Consider the following 16789-nt stretch of genomic DNA (forward strand, 5'->3'; position numbering starts at 1 on the left):
CCCGGTCCGGCGCCCCGGCGGGGGCCCGGCCGGCCTCAGGCCCACAGCTGGCCCTGGAGCGTCTCGATGGCCTCCTCGGTGGTGGCCGCGGTGTAGACGCCGGTGGAGAGGTACTTCCAGCCGCCGTCGGCGACGACGAACGCGATGTCCGCGCTCTCCCCCGCCTTGACCGCCTTCTGGCCGACGCCGATCGCCGCGTGCAGCGCGGCGCCCGTGGAGACGCCCGCGAAGATGCCCTCCTGCTGGAGGAGTTCACGGGTGCGGGTGACCGCGTCGGCCGAGCCGACCGAGAAGCGGGTGGTGAGCACGGAGGCGTCGTACAGCTCGGGGACGAAGCCCTCGTCGAGGTTGCGCAGGCCGTAGACCAGGTCGTCGTAGCGCGGCTCGGCGGCGACGATCCGGACGCCCGGCTTGTGCTCGCGCAGATAGCGGCCGACGCCCATCAGGGTGCCGGTGGTGCCCAGGCCCGCGACGAAGTGCGTGATGGAGGGCAGGTCGGCGAGGATCTCGGGGCCGGTGGTGGCGTAGTGGGCGCCGGCGTTGTCCGGGTTGCCGTACTGGTAGAGCATCACCCAGTCCGGGTGCTCGGCGGACAGCTCCTTGGCCACCCGTACGGCGGTGTTGGAGCCGCCGGCGGCCGGCGAGGGGATGATCTCGGCGCCCCACATGCCGAGCAGGTCCCGGCGCTCCTGCGAGGTGTTCTCGGGCATCACGCACACCATGCGGTAGCCCTTGAGCTTGGCCGCCATGGCCAGCGAGATGCCGGTGTTGCCGGAGGTGGGCTCCAGGATCGTGCAGCCCGGGGTGAGCCGGCCGTCCTTCTCCGCCTGCTCGATCATGTGCAGGGCGGGGCGGTCCTTGACCGAGCCGGTGGGGTTGCGGTCCTCCAGCTTCGCCCAGATCCGGACGTCGGCGGACGGCGAGAGCCGCGGCAGGCGCACCAGAGGGGTGTTGCCCACCGCGGCCAGCGGGGAGTCGTAGCGCATCGCTGCTCAGCGGCCGATCAGCGCATGCCGCCGGCCACGGCCGGCAGGATCGTCACGTTGTCGCCGTCGCCGAGCTTGGTGTTGATGCCGTCCAGGAAGCGGACGTCCTCGTCGTTCAGGTAGACGTTGACGAAGCGGCGCAGCTGGTCGCCGTCGACGATGCGGGCCTGGATGCCCGGGTGCCGGGTCTCGAGGTCGGCGAAGAGCGCGGCGAGCGTCTCCCCGTTGGCCTCCACCGCCTTCTGGCCGTCGGTGTAGGTGCGGAGGATGGTCGGGATGCGGACCTCGATGGCCATGGTGGCGGGCTCCTGTCAGGAAGGATGTCGTCGGTTCGGGTGGACGCGCGTGGGGGCTCCCGGCCGTCGGGCGCCGGGCGGGGCGCCGCGGCGCGGGGCCGTACGGCGGCAGGGAACGTCAACAGATGGCGCTGTTCAACCTGCACAGGTCGACGTGCAGCCGCGCCACGAGCAGCGTGCCCGGGATCTCGTCGCTCACGTCGTTCAGAACCATGCGCTCATCGTAACGATTCCCGGGCCTCGCCCCGGAGTGTGATCTCGCCCCTCGGACAGTTTCCGTCCGACCGGCGAGACCGGCGCTTCCTCAGCGGTCCGCGACGACCTCGACCTCCTCCTCGGTGACCTCGCCCTCCACGATGCGGAACGAGCGGAACTGGAACTCGCCCGCGCCGTCGGCGTCGGCGGTGGAGACCAGGACGTAGTGGGCGCCGGGCTCGTTGGCGTAGGAGATGTCGGTGCGCGAGGGGTAGGCCTCGGTCGCGGTGTGGGAGTGGTAGATGACCACCGGCTCCTCGTCGCGGTCGTCCATCTCGCGGTAGAGCTTGAGCAGGTCCTGCGAGTCGAACTCGTAGAAGGTGGGCGAGCGGGCCGCGTTCAGCATCGGGATGAACCGCTCGGGCCGGCCGGCGCCCACGGGCCCGGCGACCACGCCGCACGCCTCGTCGGGGTGGTCCGCGCGCGCGTGCGCGACGATCTGGTCGTGGAGCGACTGGGTGATGGTGAGCATGGGCCACAGAATAGACAGAGGGCCGCTCCGTACCGGGGAGTGGTACGGAACGGCCCGTATCGCGGACGTCCTGAGCGGCGGCGGGAGCGGCGTCCACGAGTGTCCGCTCCCGCCGGACGTCCGCGCGGGGGCTACCGCCGGTTGAAGGCGGCGGCCTCCGGGTTGCGGCGCTTGAGCACCAGATAGGAGACGCCGAGGATCAGGCCCCACAGCGGCGCGCAGTACAGCGAGACGCGGGCGTCCTTGTCGATGCCCATCAGCACGATGACCATGGCGATGAAGGCGAGCGCGAACCAGCTGGCGAACGGGGCGCCGGGGGCGCGGAACTCCGACTTGGGCAGCTCGCCGCGGTCGGACTTGGCGCGGTACCGGATCTGGCAGACCAGGATGACGATCCACGCCCACATGCCGGAGATGGTGGCGAAGGAGACGACGTAGTCGAACGCCTTGCCCGGCCACTGGTAGTTGATCCAGACGCCGACCAGCATCAGCGCGGCGGAGAACGTGGTGCCCACCAGCGGGGTGCCGCTGCGGGTCAGCTTGGTGAAGAACTGCGGGCCCTGGCTGTTGAGCGCGAGGTCGCGCAGCATCCGGCCGGTGGAGTACATGCCCGAGTTGCAGGAGGACAGCGCGGCGGTGAGCACCACGAAGTTCACGATGCCGGCGCCCGCGGGCAGGCCCATCTTCTCGAAGGCGACCACGAAGGGGCTCGCGCCGGCGTGGAAGCTCGTCCACGGCACGACGGACAGGATCATGATCAGCGCGCCGACGTAGAAGACGGCGATGCGCCACGGCACGGTGTTGATCGCGCGGGGCAGCACGGTCTTGGGGTCCTTGGACTCGCCCGCGGTGACGCCGACCAGCTCGACGGCGAGGAAGGCGAACATGACCATCTGGAGCGTCATCAGCGTGTTGCCGACGCCGTGCGGGAAGAAGCCGCCGTCGCTCCACAGGTGGGTCATGGAGGCGGTGTCGCCGGCGTCGGAGAAGCCGATGGTGAGGATGCCGGCGCAGATCAGGATCATGCCGATGATGGCGGTGACCTTGACCATGGAGAACCAGAACTCCAGCTCGCCGAAGAGCTTCACGGAGATCAGGTTGGCGGCGTAGAGCACGACGGTGAAGATCAGCGCGGACACCCACTGCGGGATGTCGAACCAGTACGTCATGTAGGCGGCGGCCGCGGTGACCTCGGTGATGCCGGTGACCACCCAGAACAGCCAGTACGTCCAGCCGGTCACGAAGCCCGCGAAGGGGCCGATGAACTCGCGCGCGTACTCCGAGAAGGAACCGGAGACCGGGCGGTACATCAGCAGCTCGCCGAGCGCCCGCATGATGAGGAAGATGACGAAGCCGGCGACGGCGTACGCCAGGATCAGGCTGGGGCCCGCCTTGGAGATGCCCTTGCCCGCGCCGAGGAACAGGCCGGTGCCGATGGCGCCGCCGATGGCGATCATCTGGATCTGCCGGGCGCCGAGACCGCGGTGGTAGCCCTCGCCGTCCTGCACGGCCTCTTCGCCGGATTGTGCTTGTTTGACCTGCGCTGAGGTCATGCGTGGTGCGCCTTTCTCCATGCCGACCCGGACCGTTCGTCGGCCGCGGATCGGGTTTCGATCCCCCCGGATGATGGAGTCATGCCTGGCCGGCGGTCGCCGGCTCGGTGGCGCACCCGGCCGAACGTGGGTGGTGTTCGCCGGGCGTCGTGAAGATGTACCACGCCCGGACCGCTGATCGCAGGTGCCGAATGTGACGCACGGCACGGAATGAAACGGACAATACCCGCCACAATGTGACCATACTGGTCACAAAGGTGACGGGATCGTTATCCGGATTTGAGCGTCCTCTGAGCGAACACTCAATCGGCATAAACCGGCGGATGTCAGGGCAGCAATGTGGAGACCAGCGTCTCCTGGAGCCCGCCCAGCCACAGATAGGCCATCACCATCGGCTTGCGCGGGTCCTCGTCGGGCAGCCCGTACAGCACGTCGGCGTCGTCCTCGTCGGTGATCTCCAGCCGCGCCGCGATGGCCAGGCGCAGGTCGTTCAGCGCGCCGAGCCAGCTCCTGGACTGCTCCGGCGACAGCTTCAGCACCGCCGCTCCCCCGCCGCCCGCGGACAGCTCGTCCAGCGAGCGGATCACCGCGAGGGCGCTCTCCCGCTTGCCGGCCCTGAGGTCGTTCTCGGTGTAGCGGCGGAACTCGGCGGAGTGGTCGCGTTGCTCGGCGGCCCGCTCGGGGTCGGCCGCCGGCTGCCCGGGGTCGCCGTAGGCGTCCGGGAACAGGCGCCGCAGCACCGGGTCGGCGGGCGGCTCGCTGGGGCCCTCGGCGAACAGCTCGGCCAGCGGATCGGCCGGGGCGTCCTCGGCCGGCCCCGGGCCGATCAGCTCCAGGAGCTGCACGGCCAGCGAGCGGATGATGGAGATCTCTACGTCGTCGAGGGCGACGGCCGCGCCGCCGCCGGGAAGCGGTTCGAAGTGTCCTGGCATGGAGGGGGTCGCTACTTCCGGGTCCGGGCGGTCGGGCGGGCTACTTGCGGTCCTGCTGGAGGGTGGCCCACAGACCGTAGCCGTGCATGGCCTGCACATCCCGTTCCATCTCCTCGCGACTCCCGCTGGAGACGACCGCCCGCCCCTTCTGGTGGACGTCGAGCATGAGCTTGGTGGCCTTGTCCTTGGAGTAGCCGAAGTACGTCTGGAAGACATACGTCACGTAGCTCATCAGGTTGACGGGGTCGTTGTGGACGATCGTCACCCAGGGGACGTCGGGCTCGGGTACGGCGAAGACCTCCTGAGCCGACTCGGTCTTCTCGATCTCGATGGGTGCGGCTGCCGTCACATGGCCCATGCTGCCACCACAGGGGGGTAGGAGCACAAACGAGCAGGCCCCGCGACCCCAAATCGTCAGACTGACGAAATGGGAGTACGATCCTTCGCCAGGCTGCACACACCGGGGACCGACCCCCGGAGGACAGGCGCGCGGCGCCGGAGAACCGCAGTTTCACGGCTAGGAGAGTTTGGTGGGCGTAGCGGACCTTGGGCTGCCGGTCGATGTTCCCTCGACGGCGCTCTTCACCGATCACTACGAGCTGACCATGCTGCAGGCCGCCCTGAAGGCCGGGACGGCCGAGCGGCGCGGGGTCTTCGAGGTGTTCACCCGGCGGCTGCCGCACGGGCGCCGCTACGGCGTGGTGGCCGGGACCGGGCGGGTGCTGGACGCGGTGGAGAACTTCCGCTTCGACGCCGGCGTCCTCGGCTACCTGCGCGAACGGCGGGTGGTGGACGAGCCGACCCTCCAGTGGCTGGCCGACTACCGCTTCAGCGGCGACATCTGGGGCTACCCCGAGGGCGAGGTGTACTTCCCGGGCTCGCCGATCCTGCGGGTGGAGGGCTCCTTCGGCGAGTGCGTGCTGCTGGAGACGGTGATCCTCTCCATCCTCAACCACGACTCGGCGATCGCCGCCGCCGCCTCCCGGATGGCCTCGGCCGCCGGCGGCCGTCCGCTGATCGAGATGGGCGCCCGGCGCACCCACGAGCTGGCCGCGGTGGCCGCCTCCCGCGCCGCCTACGTCGGCGGCTTCACCTCCACCTCCGACCTCGCGGCCGGCTTCCGCTACAACATCCCCACCGTCGGCACCTCCGCGCACGCCTTCACCCTGCTGCACGACCGCGAGCGCGACGCCTTCCAGGCCCAGGTCGACTCGCTCGGCCGGGACACGACGCTGCTGGTGGACACCTACGACGTCACCGAGGCGGTGCGCACCGCGGTCGAGGTGGCCGGTCCCGAACTGGGCGCCGTGCGCATCGACTCCGGCGACCTGCTGCTGGTCGCCCACCGGGTGCGCCAGCAGCTGGACGAGCTGGGCGCCCGCGACACGAAGATCGTCGTCACCTCGGACCTGGACGAGTACGCCATCGCCTCCCTGGCGGCGGCGCCCGTGGACGCCTACGGCGTCGGCACCCAGCTGGTCACCGGCTCCGGCCACCCGACCGCCTCCATGGTCTACAAGCTGGTCGCCCGCGCCGAGTCCGCCGACCCGAGGGCGCCGCTCAAGGCGGTGGCGAAGAAGTCCAGCGGCGGCAAGACCTCCATCGGCGGCCGCAAGTGGGCGGCCCGCCGGCTGGACGCGGACGGGATCGCCGAGGCCGAGGTGGTCGGCACCGGACCGGTCCCCGCCGAGCTGGCCGGCCGGCAGCTGCTGGTCGAGCTGGTCAAGGGCGGCGAGGTCGTCGGGCGCGAGCCGCTGGACGCCGCCCGGGAGCGGCACGCCGCCGCCCGCGCCGCCCTGCCGCTGTCCGCGACGCAGCTCTCGCGCGGGGAACCCGTCCTTCCGACGGAGTACGCGACCGAGGGCTCGGGTAACTAAAGCGGGTGCCCGTCCGTACCCCTCCGTCCGGCCCGCGCCGGCCCCGACAGCCCTGACCCGACAGCCGAAGGACACCCACCATGCGCCGCGCACTGATCGTCGTCGATGTGCAGAACGACTTCTGCGAGGGAGGCAGCCTCGCGGTGTCCGGCGGCTCCGACGTCGCCGCCGCGATCACCGAGCTGATCGGGCAGGCGCCGGCCGGCTACCGGCACGTGGTGGCCACCCGCGACCACCACATCGCGCCCGGCGGGCACTTCGCGGACGACCCCGACTACGTGCGCTCCTGGCCCGCGCACTGCGTGGCGGGCACCGAGGGCGTGGGCTTCCACCCGAACTTCGCGCCCGCCGTCGCCTCCGGCGCGATCGACGCCGTCTTCGACAAGGGCGCCTACTCTGCGGCCTACAGCGGCTTCGAGGGCGCCGACGAGAACGGCGTGTCGCTGGCCGACTGGCTGCGGGACCGGGAGATCGACGAGGTGGACGTGGTGGGCATCGCCACCGACCACTGCGTGCGGGCCACCGCCCTGGACGCGGCCCGCGAGGGCTTCCGCACCCAGGTGCTGCTGGACCTCACCGCCGGGGTGTCCGCCGCGACCACCGAGCGGGCGCTGGAGGAGCTGCGCGAGGCCGGCGTCGAGCTCACCGGCAAGCCGGTCCTCGCGTAGCGGCGCCCGCCCGGATCACACCCGGACCGCGTGCGGCGCGTGGCCGCTCACGCCCCGGCGCCGGCCGGTGCGGGCCGGCGCAGCAGTGCCCTGATCGGCTGCCACAGCTGCGGCGGGCCGGCGCAGGCGCCGACCGCGCCGTCCTGGGCGGTGCGCCATATCAGGCCGTCGGGGTGGTGCAGGACCGCGGTGATCTCGTCCGGGGTGGGCGGGGCGCCGTTGCCGCGCAGGTAGACCGCGCGCAGGCCGAGGTTGCGCAGCCGGGTCAGGGCGCGGGCGCGGTTGTGGGCGTGCACCAGCACCCGGACGCCGCCGGCGCCGTCGGGGGCGGTGCCGGGCAGGTTCAGGGCCACCACCACCCGGCCGTTCGGCAGCTTGCAGAAACCTCCTGCGGCCATGCGGTCACGTCCCCGTTCCGGTCGGTGTCAATAAGCGAGTCACAGCAGGCACCTAAACACGATCGGCGGCAACCCGCCAGGGGGTTGCCGCCGATACGTCTGTGACCTGCGGTTTTATTGACTACTTGACCGCGCGGCCGACCTCGAGCTCGATCGTGGAGCCGTTCTTGGCCTCCTTGGTGATCTTGATCTTGGTGTTGGTGTCAGTGACCTTGACCCCGGCCGCCGGGTTCGCGGCGTCGTAGTAGGAGCTGGTGTGGTCGTTGAAGACCGACACGCCCTTGGACGACTTGATCTTCGTCGCGACGTCCGCCTTGTGCAGCGTGATGCCGTCGGTGGCGAAGGTGCTGAACGGGGAGTCGTAGGCCTGGACGCGGTTGCGCATCAGGGTGCCGTCGGTCCACTTCAGCAGGTTCGGGTGCGAGTCGATCGGCAGGATCAGACCGGAGCCCGGGTGGGTGCCGGTGTTGTTGTCCACCTGGGAGGTGTCCCACTTCCAGATCAGCAGGCCGTTCTGGTACGGGTAGTGCTCCACCCAGTCGGGGCGCTTGGCCGAGCCGAAGTTGTACGGGCCGGTCTTCAGCGTGGTGTCGTACGAGACGTACTGGCGGTTCTCGGCGATGTAGTACTGCTTGTAGTCCTTGGTGAAGGACGCGCCGATGCGGGAGAAGCCGTTCGCCGTCCAGGCCGCGTCCGCGCTCTCGGCGTCGTCGGCGAAGACGGTCGCGCCGTCCGCGGTCAGCGTGATCTCGTCGGCCGCGAAGCCCTTGAGCGCCACGCCGCCGTCCGTCTGGTAGCGGAAGCGGAGCTGGAACTTCTGCCCGGCGTAGGCGTTCAGGTCGTACGACAGCTTCTGGTAGGCGTCCGCCGAGCCGGTCAGGGCCGGGGTGCCGCTGGCGTCACGCGGGATCGGCTGGCCGTTCGCGGTGCCGTCCAGGGCGGTCCAGTTGGCGCCGCCGTCGGTGGAGACCTCGGTGTAGAGGTAGTCGTAGTTGGCCTCGATGTCGTACCAGCCGTCGAGCGTGAGGGCGGCCGACTTCTTGCCGGTGAGGTCCACGGACCGGGTCAGCGTGTTCTTCAGGTCGTTGGCGCTGCCGCTCCACCACTGGGTGGAACCCTGCGCGGGGGCGACGACCTCGGTGGTGACCGCCTTGTCCGGCAGCGAGACGACCAGCGCCTGCTTGTACTTGGTGTTGTACTCGGACACGCCCAGCTTGTGCCAGGAGCTGACGCCCGCCTTGGCGGTGTCGTAGTTCAGCCAGCCGAGCTGGAGCTTGTCCCAGGCGTTCATGTCGCCGGGCAGGTCGCCGATGGCGTCCTCGCCGCGGCCGAGCCAGGAACCGGAGGACATCAGGGTCCAGAAGCCGGTGGAGTTCTCGCCGCCCGCGGTGTCGTACTCGTCGGGCAGGCCGAGGTCGTGGCCGTACTCGTGGGCGTAGACGCCGAGTCCGCCGTTCTCCGGCTGGATGGTGTAGTCGCCGACCCAGATACCGGTGTCGCCGACCTGGGCGCCGCCGAGCTTGTTGTCGCTCGGGCCGGTGGCGCCGGCGTCGGTGCCGAAGGCGTACCAGCGGTGCGCCCAGATCGCGTCGGTGCCCTGGACGCCGCCGCCCGCGGACTCGTCCTCACCGGCGTGCACGATCTGGAAGTGGTCGACGTAGCCGTCGGGCTCGTTGAAGTTGCCGTCGCCGTCGTAGTCGTAGCGGTCCCACTGGTCGTACTTGGCCAGGTCCGCCTTGATGTCGGCGTCGGACTTGCCGGCCGCCTTCTGCTGGGCGACGTAGGCGTTCAGACCGTCGCTGACGACGTTCCACACGCTGGGGCAGTTGGTCGAGCCGCAGGCGTTGTTGCCGTAACGGGCCTCGTTGTAAGGCACCTTGACCCAGTCGGCGACCTCGCCGTCGACCGAGTAGCGGCCCGAGGACTGCGTCTCGTAGTACTTCTTGACCGACTCGGTCTTCTTGCCGGTGCCGAAGTACAGGTCCTGGAAGTGCTTCTGGTTGTAGTCCTTCTGCCAGGCCGTCGAGTTGTCCGTCTTGCGGTCCGGCGCGGCTATCTGGTTGTGCAGGGGGCCGGCGGTGCCGCCGAACTTGGGGTCGGTCTTGTCCCCGAACTCCACCAGGATGGTGAAGATCTTGTCGGTCTTCTCCCGGCCCAGCTCGACGTACTTGGAGTCGCCCTTCTTGCCCTTGAGCTGGACGACCTTGGAGCCGTTGCGGTCCTGGACCTTGCTGCGGCCGTCGATGACCTGGTTCAGGGCCTCCTGGCGCTGGGCGTCCTGCGTCTTGCTCAGCGGACCGTCGAGGTCGTGCTCCTGCTGCTTCTCCGGCTGCGGGTCGTGCCGGTGCACGGAGGCGGCGGCGTCCGTGGTGGCGGCCTCCGCGACGGCGAACGTCGAGAACGCGGCGGTGGCCGACGCGAGCGCGACGCCGATCGCGGCCGCTCTGAACGTCCAGGTTCTGCTTGTCACTTGATGTCCTCCCCTGACGCGTGTCCGTCCGCGCGGAAGGGGGGATGGGGTGAGGTGCGAGTCCGCGCGCGATCAACGCGTTTAGCCAAGTGACGCTATTTGACTAGAGGTTTACGAGAAAAGACAGACCTTGACTTGAACAGATCAAGTGCACTATGCGGAGCCGACGTTCGCTTTACGGACGCGGACGCGGCACGGACGGGCCCGTGGGGGGCGCGGCGTGACTCCGTGCGCCCCCTGTGCACCGGCACCGTGGGTTAGGTCACGCTTACCGCCCGCTCCGCTCGGGCATGGAGGCGAATAGAGTCGACGGTCGGACGCCCGGAACCGGCGGAACGCCAGGCCGTCGCCGTGGTCCTGGTCATCCCGGTCAGCCCGTCGTACTCCGAACCCCTTCCGAGGACACGATTGCCATGCCTCGTCCGACCGCCGCACAGCTCGCCTACGGTTCCTGCACCGTGATCCTGTCGACGCTCGCCATGCTGCTGCTGTCGCAGACGGAGTCGGGCGTGGGGATCGCCGTCATCGCCCTGGCGGCCCTCGCCCTGGGACTCCTGGTCGCCCTGACGGTACCGCTGCCGAAGGCGCCGGAGACGGCGGCCGGGACGGCGGGGGCCGGGGCGGCCGCGGGGACCGCGGGGGCGGGCGCGGCTCCGGGGACCGCCGGGGCCGGGGCGGCCGCCGGGCGGGAGCGGGCGCCGCAGCGGCGGGAGGCCGTCTCCGCGGGCGCGGACGCGGGACGGCGGCGGACCTCGGCGTCCTGAGGCAACGCCGTCCCCGGACTCCTCCGCCCTCGGCGCGTCACTCGGTGCTGACCACCACCGTCTTCGCCGCCTTGTCGTGCAGGCCCTGCTTGTAGGGCCGGTCGAAGAAGCTCCAGCCGCCGCAGACCGCCAGCCACAGACAGGCGCAGCAGAACCAGAACGGGATCCAGAGCACGGCGGCGCGCGCGAGTGAGGTCGCGACGGACGGCGTGGAGCCGTCCGACAGGTTCGCCACCCGCATCCCGAGCCACTTCTTGCCGAGGGTCTGCCCCGACCGGGCCGTCATGAAGGTGTCGTAGGCGAGGTACAGCACCAGGCCGACCGCCGACTGGCCGAGGGACCTGCCGACCTCGATCTGGTCGGCGTTCATCGCGTACTCGTTGACGTGCAGGGCCCAGGTGAGCAGCCAGGCGATCACGCCGATGATGATCAGGTCGATGATCCGGGCGAGGGTGCGGCGGCCGCTGTCCGCGAGCGGGGGCATGCCGGCGAGGGGATCACCGGGGTACGGGCCACCGCCGCCGTACGGACCTCCGCCGCCCCCGTACGGGCCACCGCCGCCGTCGTACGGGCCACCGCCGCCCGGGGCGCCTCCCCCGTAGGGGCCACCGCTCTCGTACGGGCTGCCGCCGCTCTCGTACGGGCTGCCGCCGCCCTCGTACGGGTTGCCGCCGCCCGGACCGGCGCCGCCGTCGCCCTGGCCGCCGCCGTGCGGCGGCTCGTCGTACGGGTTGCCGCCGCCCCGGTGCGGGGGCGGGGTTCCGGAGCCGCGGGGTGGTTCGGAGCCGGGGGGCGGTTCGGTGCTCATGCGCCGAGTGGATCTCGAAGACGCCCGCACCGCATCCGGCGAGCACCCGTACGGATGACCCGGACGACGCCCCTAGCCCGTACCGGTACCGGTACGGGTCACGCCGCGACGAACGTGTGCGCCGCCTTGTCGTGCCAGCACTGGTGCCACGGCCGGTCGAACAGGCACCACAGGACGCCCAGCAGCCCGATCCCGAGCAGTCCGGGCACGCTGTAGACGAGCCAGCGGCGCAGCGCGGCCCCGAACGAGGGCGGCTCGTGCGCCTCGATGTCGCGCACCTGGAGGCCGCACAGCTTCTTGCCCAGGGTGCGGCCCCACTTGGCGGTGGGCAGCGCCTCGCAGACCACGCCGGAGAGCAGCAGCACGGCCAGCACGACGCCGAGACACGTCGCCGTCGTGCCGTCCAGCAGCCAGACGGTGACCGTCTGTCCGGAGAGCCTGGCCGCGTCGAGCTTCGCGTCGACGTGGTCGACCGCCTTGGCGCCGAGCGGTACGGCGGCCACGGCGGTGACGGCGCCGAGGACGAGCGAGTCGACCAGCCGGGCGGCCAGCCGTCTGCCGAGACCGGCCGGCCGGGCCTCCGCCTGCCGGCGCGCCGCCGCCTGGAACACGTCCTCGACCGGCGGCTTCCAGGGCGCGACCGGCTGGTCCTCCCCCGTCCCGGCGAGCTGGTGCACCTGCTGCGCCCAGGACGCCTGCCCGCCGCCGGGGCCACTGGTCACGGGCGCGGGTACGGCGGCGGCCGGGGCGGACTGGGGCAGACCGGGTTGAGGCAGGCCGGACTGGTGGGGCAGCGCGGGGGCCGACGGCGCGGAGGGGAGGGACGGTCCGGGCGGCGCGGAGTGCAGGGCGGCGGGCGGCTGCCCCTGCGGGTGTCCCTGGCCCTGTCCCTGGGCGGGGCCCTGCGGGTGGTGCGGGTGGTGCGGGGTCTGGCCCGGGACCTGGCCCGGCGCGGCCGAGGCGCGGGCGGCGGCGGCCTTCCCGGCGCCGAAGCCGGGGGCCGCGGGCAGCTCGGGCGCGCCCACCGGACCCTGCGGGGCGGTGCCCGCCGGCCGGGGCGACCCCTGGGCGGGCACGGACGGCGACCCGGCACCGGCCGGACCGCCGTGCCGGGCCGGGCCGGGCACCGGGCGGAAGGTCATGGTGCCGTCGTCGGCGCGGGGCCCCGCCGGGCCCGGGATGCCGTGTGCGGAGGCGGTCCCGCCCGGCGCGTCGTCGTCCGTGGGACGGCGGAACACGAAGGTGCCGGGCTCCGACTGCCCGGGCGCTGACGCGTCCTGACCGTGCGGCAGGGTGTGGCCCGGCACGTCGGCCCGCGCCTCGGGCGCGAGCGCCGGACCGTCGCCGCGCGGGAGCCGCGGGTCGGCCGCGGGGTCGGGCTCGCCCCAGGAGACCCGGCGGTCCTGGTCGCCGCCGAAGCCGGACTGCCGGGACCGGTCGGCGCCCCAGGCCGCCGCCGGTTCGGGACGGGCTCCCCCGCCCTGACCGGCCGGTCCGGACGGTTCCGGCTCCTCGACCGGGTCCTCGTCGAAGAAGTGCGGGCCGGTCTCCTCCAGCGCCGGGGCCGCGGGACGCGCGGGTCGCACCCCGGGCGGCGGGCTGAGCGGCTCGCCGTCGGCGGGCGCCGGCCGGCTGGTGCCCGGCACCCAGGAGGCGCCGTCCCAGTACCGGACGTAGCCGGGGATGGACGGGTCCGGGTAGTACCCCTCGCGGGGCCTGTCGTCACCTGGTGCCGGGGTTGGGGCGCTCATGTCCGTCGTCCCGTATCTGCTCGGGGGCCGTCTTGGGGGCCTCCACATCTATCAGACCCGCGCACCCCGCAGCGCCAGTCCCGCCGGACCCACTCCTTTCCGGGCAACCTCGGGCACGTACTTCGCATCGGCGTAAGCAGGGGGACGCCGGTGGAAAAGGGTGGGCAAAGATCCGTCGGGCGGCGTAATCCGGGACCGCCCGACGGGGTTGGTCCCACGGGACCGGAGGCAGGGGTCCGGGGGCCGCCGCCCGGAGTTCGGGGGCCGCTGCCCGGGGTTCAGAACAGCTTGCCCGGGTTGAGGATGCCGAGCGGGTCGAACACCTGCTTGACCGCGCGCTGCATCTCGACGCCCACCGGGCCGATCTCGCGCGCCAGCCACTCCTTCTTCAGCACGCCCACGCCGTGCTCGCCGGTGATCGTGCCGCCCAGGCGCAGCCCGAGGGCCATGATCTCGTCGAAGGACTCGCGGGCGCGCCGGGACTCGTCCGCGTCCTGGGCGTCGAAGCAGACGGTCGGGTGGGTGTTGCCGTCCCCGGCGTGCGCGCAGACGCCGATGGTGAGCCGGTACTTCTCGGCGATCCGCTCGATGCCCTCCAGCATCTCGCCGAGCCGGGAGCGCGGCACGCACACGTCGTCGATCATCGTCGTGCCCTTGACCGCCTCCAGCGCGGTCAGCGACAGACGCCGGGCCTGGAGCAGCAGTTCGGACTCGGCGGCGTCGTCGGCGGGGACGACCTGGGTGGCGCCGGCCGCCTCGCACAGCGCGCCGACGGCGGCCAGGTCGGCGGCCGGGTCCGGGGTGTCGAAGGCGGCGAGCAGCAGCGCCTCGGTGGTCTCGGGCAGGCCCATGTGGGCGAGGTCGTTGACGGCCTTGACCGTCGTACGGTCCATGAGTTCGAGCAGTGAGGGCACGTGGCCGCCGGCCATGATCCGGCACACCGCCTCGCAGGCGTCGGCCGCGGAGGCGAACTCGGCGGCGAGGACGAGCTGCTGCGGCGGCTGCGGCTTCAGGGCGAGCACGGCCCGTACGACGATGCCGAGCGAGCCCTCGGAGCCGACGAACAGCCGGGTGAGGTCGTAGCCGGCGACGCCCTTGGCGGTGCGGCGGCCGGTGGACATCAGGCGGCCGTCGGCGAGCACCACGTCGAGACCGAGGACGTACTCGGCGGTGACCCCGTACTTCACGCAGCACAGGCCGCCGGAGGCGGTGCCGATGTTGCCGCCGATGGTGCACGTCTCCCAGCTGGACGGGTCCGGCGGGTAGTACAGGCCGTGCTCGCCCACGGCGCGGGACAGGGCGGCGTTGACGACGCCGGGCTCGACCACCGCGACCCGGTCGACCGGGTTGATCTCCAGGATGCGGTCCATCTTGGTCAGGGACAGGACGACGCAGCCGTCGGAGGCGTTGGCCGCGCCGGACAGGCCGGTGCGGGCGCCCTGCGGGACGACGGGGACGCGCAGCGCGGTGGCGGTGCGCATGACGTGCTGGACCTGTTCCACCGTGCGCGGCAGCACGACGACGGCGGGGGCGCCGGAGGGGCAGAAGCTCGCCATGTCGTTGGCGTAGGAGGCGGTGACGTCGGGATCGGTGAGGACCGCCTCGGCCGGCAGGCCCGCGAGGAGCCGGTCGGTGAGCTCGCCCCGGGCATGGGGCTCGCCCGGGACCGTGAGATCGCCCTGTGCGGTGGGGCCGCCCCGGACCGTGAGATCGCCCTGGGCGGTGACGCCCTCGTGGGGGTCGGCGTCGGCTTGGATACGGCTCATGATCACAGCCTTGCACTCGGGACCATCCGTGTGAACCCCGCCGCGCGCGCCCCTCCGCCTGCCGGGTGGCGGTCGTCCCGGCCGCCGGGTCGCGGGCCGCCCGGGGGCGGGCGGCGGCGCACAGTGTGCGCCATGGAGAAGCGTCTGCGCCGTCCGGACCCGCCCCTGACGGCCGAGTCCGGACGGCGGTCGCGGCTGCTGCCGAGGGTACTGCTCGCCCTGGGCGTGCTGCTCGTCGTCGCCGGGGCGGCCGGGGTGCCGGCCGTGGTGTGGTGGCGGCCCGTGGAGGCGCCGCAGCGGCGCGCGCAGCGGCCGGCGCCGCCTGCGGCCGCTGCGGCGGGGGTCGGTGCGGCGGGGGCGCTGAGCGCGGTGGCGGCGGGTGCGCCGGTCTCGCCGCTCGGTCTCGCGCGGCTGATCGCCGACCGGGAGCGGCTGGTGCGCGCGCGGCCCGGGGACGCGGGGGCGTGGGCGGTGCTCGGGGCCGCCTACGCGGAGCGGGGGCGGCGCGGCGGCGACACGGCGGACTTCCCGAAGGCCGACGGCGCCCTGCGGACCTCGCTGCGGCTGCGCCCGCGGCGCAACACGGAGGCGCTGACCGGTCTGGCGGTGCTGGCGAACCTGCGGCGGGACTACCGCGGCGCGCGGGAGTGGGGCGAGGCGGCGCTGAAGCCGGATGCGAAGCGGTGGACGGCGTATCCGCCGCTGATCGACGCCTACGGCGGGCTCGGCGACTACCGGGCCGCCCGGCGCGCCCTGGACGAGCTGCTGAAGCTGCGCCGCTCCCCCGCGGTCGCGGCGCGGGCCGCCGACGTCTACTGGGACCGCGGCTGGCGGGAGGACGCGGCGGTCCAGGCCGCGGACGCGGTGGAGCGGGCGGCCGAACCGGCCGAGCGGGCCGTCTACGCCGCCCGGGCCGGGCGGATCGCCTGGGAGCGGGGTGACTTCGCCGAGGCGCTGCGGTACGACGAGGCGGCGCTGCGGCTGGACGGCGGGCAGCGGGAGGCGCTGGCCGGGCGGGCCCGCACGCTCGCCTCGCTGGGGCGTACGGCGCAGGCGCGGGCGGCCTACCGCACCGCGCTCGGCAGCCGGCCGAGCCCCGATGTCCTGCTGGAACTGGGCGAGTTGTACGAGTCGGCGGGCGAGGAGGCGCAGGCGGCGGCGCAGTACGCGCTGGCGCGGGCGCGGGCCCGGCAGGAGGCGGCGGCCGGCGTGGACGACGAGGTGGCGCTCGGGCGGCTGGAGGCGGACCACGGCGACGCGGCGGAGGCGGTGGAGCGGCTGCGCGCGGAGTGGGAGCGCCGGCCGGGGACCGCGGTGGCCGACGCGCTGGGGTGGGCGCTGCACCGGGACGGCCAGGACGAAGAGGCGCTGCGGTTCGCGACGGCGGCGACGGACGCGGCGAAGGGGGGCGGGGTGCGGTCGGCGCTGTACGCGTACCACCGGGGCGCGATCGAACTGGCCCTGGACCAGGCCGGCCCCGCCCGCCGTCATCTGGAGCTGGCCCTGCGCACCAACCCGGCGTTCTCGCCACTGTGGGCCCCGGCGGCGCGGGAGGCGCTGACGGACCTGGGCGACCCGTCCCTGACGGACGCCCCGGCGGGCGTGGAACTGGCGGCTCCGCGGCCGACGGCTGGAGCGGGCGGGGCGGGCGGGGCGGGCGGGGCCGCTGGAGCAAGTGGGCCCGCCGGAGCAGGTGGGGCCGCCGGGACGCCCGGAGCCGCAGGTACTGCCGGGACAGCCGGAGCGCCCGCGCCCGGCGCGGGCACTCCGTAGGAGACCCGCACCGGGCGCCG

Annotated in this window: 16 protein-coding genes; 4 read left to right on the forward strand and 12 right to left on the reverse strand. The window is 72.9% G+C overall.

Annotation, left to right across the window (positions count from 1 at the left end; all coding sequences use genetic code 11):
* Positions 1-35: 35 nt before the first annotated feature.
* The 7 genes from ABEB07_RS22110 to clpS form a co-directional block, all read right to left on the reverse strand.
* Complete coding sequence (locus ABEB07_RS22110) at positions 36-986, reverse strand: PLP-dependent cysteine synthase family protein (RefSeq protein ID WP_345669939.1); 951 nt, start codon at positions 984-986, stop codon at positions 36-38.
* Between the two features lie 17 nt (positions 987-1003).
* Positions 1004-1282, reverse strand: a complete 279-nt coding sequence (locus ABEB07_RS22115) for a MoaD/ThiS family protein (protein ID WP_345669940.1) — start codon at positions 1280-1282, stop codon at positions 1004-1006.
* Positions 1283-1400: 118 nt separating this feature from the next.
* Positions 1401-1496, reverse strand: a complete 96-nt coding sequence (locus ABEB07_RS22120) for a putative leader peptide (protein ID WP_343235944.1) — start codon at positions 1494-1496, stop codon at positions 1401-1403.
* Positions 1497-1586: 90 nt separating this feature from the next.
* On the reverse strand, positions 1587-2009 hold the full coding sequence (locus ABEB07_RS22125; RefSeq protein WP_176149150.1) for a M67 family metallopeptidase: 423 nt from the start codon (positions 2007-2009) through the stop codon (positions 1587-1589).
* 131 nt (positions 2010-2140) lie between these two features.
* A complete protein-coding gene (locus ABEB07_RS22130) occupies positions 2141-3562 on the reverse strand; it encodes an amino acid permease (RefSeq protein ID WP_345669941.1) in 1422 nt (473 codons plus the stop codon).
* A 326-nt stretch (positions 3563-3888) separates the two neighbouring features.
* A complete protein-coding gene (locus ABEB07_RS22135) occupies positions 3889-4494 on the reverse strand; it encodes a DUF2017 domain-containing protein (RefSeq protein WP_164588930.1) in 606 nt (201 codons plus the stop codon).
* 40 nt (positions 4495-4534) lie between these two features.
* Positions 4535-4852: an ATP-dependent Clp protease adapter ClpS gene (clpS, locus tag ABEB07_RS22140; RefSeq protein WP_164588931.1), complete on the reverse strand. Its 318-nt coding sequence runs from the start codon at positions 4850-4852 to the stop codon at positions 4535-4537.
* Positions 4853-5024: 172 nt separating this feature from the next.
* On the opposite strand from clpS, the gene ABEB07_RS22145 reads away from it, so the two are divergent.
* Together ABEB07_RS22145 and ABEB07_RS22150 are read left to right on the forward strand one after the other, a co-directional pair.
* Positions 5025-6371, forward strand: a complete 1347-nt coding sequence (locus tag ABEB07_RS22145) for a nicotinate phosphoribosyltransferase (protein ID WP_164588932.1) — start codon at positions 5025-5027, stop codon at positions 6369-6371.
* Between the two features lie 80 nt (positions 6372-6451).
* Positions 6452-7039, forward strand: a complete 588-nt coding sequence (locus tag ABEB07_RS22150; protein ID WP_164588933.1) for a nicotinamidase — start codon at positions 6452-6454, stop codon at positions 7037-7039.
* A gap of 47 nt (positions 7040-7086) precedes the next feature.
* Here the strand turns inward: ABEB07_RS22150 and ABEB07_RS22155 are convergent, their stop codons facing one another.
* Together ABEB07_RS22155 and ABEB07_RS22160 are read right to left on the reverse strand one after the other, a co-directional pair.
* Positions 7087-7437 (reverse strand): hypothetical protein, encoded by a 351-nt coding sequence (locus ABEB07_RS22155; protein WP_176149154.1) that lies wholly within the window; start codon positions 7435-7437, stop codon positions 7087-7089.
* Positions 7438-7558: 121 nt separating this feature from the next.
* A complete protein-coding gene (locus ABEB07_RS22160) occupies positions 7559-9907 on the reverse strand; it encodes an immune inhibitor A domain-containing protein (RefSeq protein WP_345669942.1) in 2349 nt (782 codons plus the stop codon).
* Positions 9908-10320: 413 nt separating this feature from the next.
* Between ABEB07_RS22160 and ABEB07_RS22165 the strand changes: the two genes are divergently transcribed.
* Positions 10321-10671, forward strand: coding sequence for a hypothetical protein (locus tag ABEB07_RS22165; protein WP_345669943.1), 351 nt, complete (start codon positions 10321-10323; stop codon positions 10669-10671).
* Positions 10672-10708: 37 nt separating this feature from the next.
* Here ABEB07_RS22165 and ABEB07_RS22170 read toward each other — a convergent pair whose 3' ends face one another.
* From ABEB07_RS22170 to ABEB07_RS22180, 3 genes are all read right to left on the reverse strand, one after another.
* Positions 10709-11479 (reverse strand): RDD family protein, encoded by a 771-nt coding sequence (locus tag ABEB07_RS22170; protein WP_345669944.1) that lies wholly within the window; start codon positions 11477-11479, stop codon positions 10709-10711.
* Between the two features lie 98 nt (positions 11480-11577).
* On the reverse strand, positions 11578-13230 hold the full coding sequence (locus tag ABEB07_RS22175) for an RDD family protein (RefSeq protein ID WP_345669945.1): 1653 nt from the start codon (positions 13228-13230) through the stop codon (positions 11578-11580).
* A 278-nt stretch (positions 13231-13508) separates the two neighbouring features.
* Positions 13509-15002 (reverse strand): FAD-binding oxidoreductase, encoded by a 1494-nt coding sequence (locus tag ABEB07_RS22180; RefSeq protein WP_425589052.1) that lies wholly within the window; start codon positions 15000-15002, stop codon positions 13509-13511.
* A 126-nt stretch (positions 15003-15128) separates the two neighbouring features.
* Between ABEB07_RS22180 and ABEB07_RS22185 the strand changes: the two genes are divergently transcribed.
* Positions 15129-16769, forward strand: a complete 1641-nt coding sequence (locus ABEB07_RS22185; RefSeq protein ID WP_345669947.1) for a tetratricopeptide repeat protein — start codon at positions 15129-15131, stop codon at positions 16767-16769.
* Positions 16770-16789: the final 20 nt, after the last annotated feature.

Origin of the sequence: Streptomyces similanensis, assembly GCF_039543625.1 — a bacterium.
GTDB lineage: Bacteria > Actinomycetota > Actinomycetes > Streptomycetales > Streptomycetaceae > Streptomyces > Streptomyces similanensis.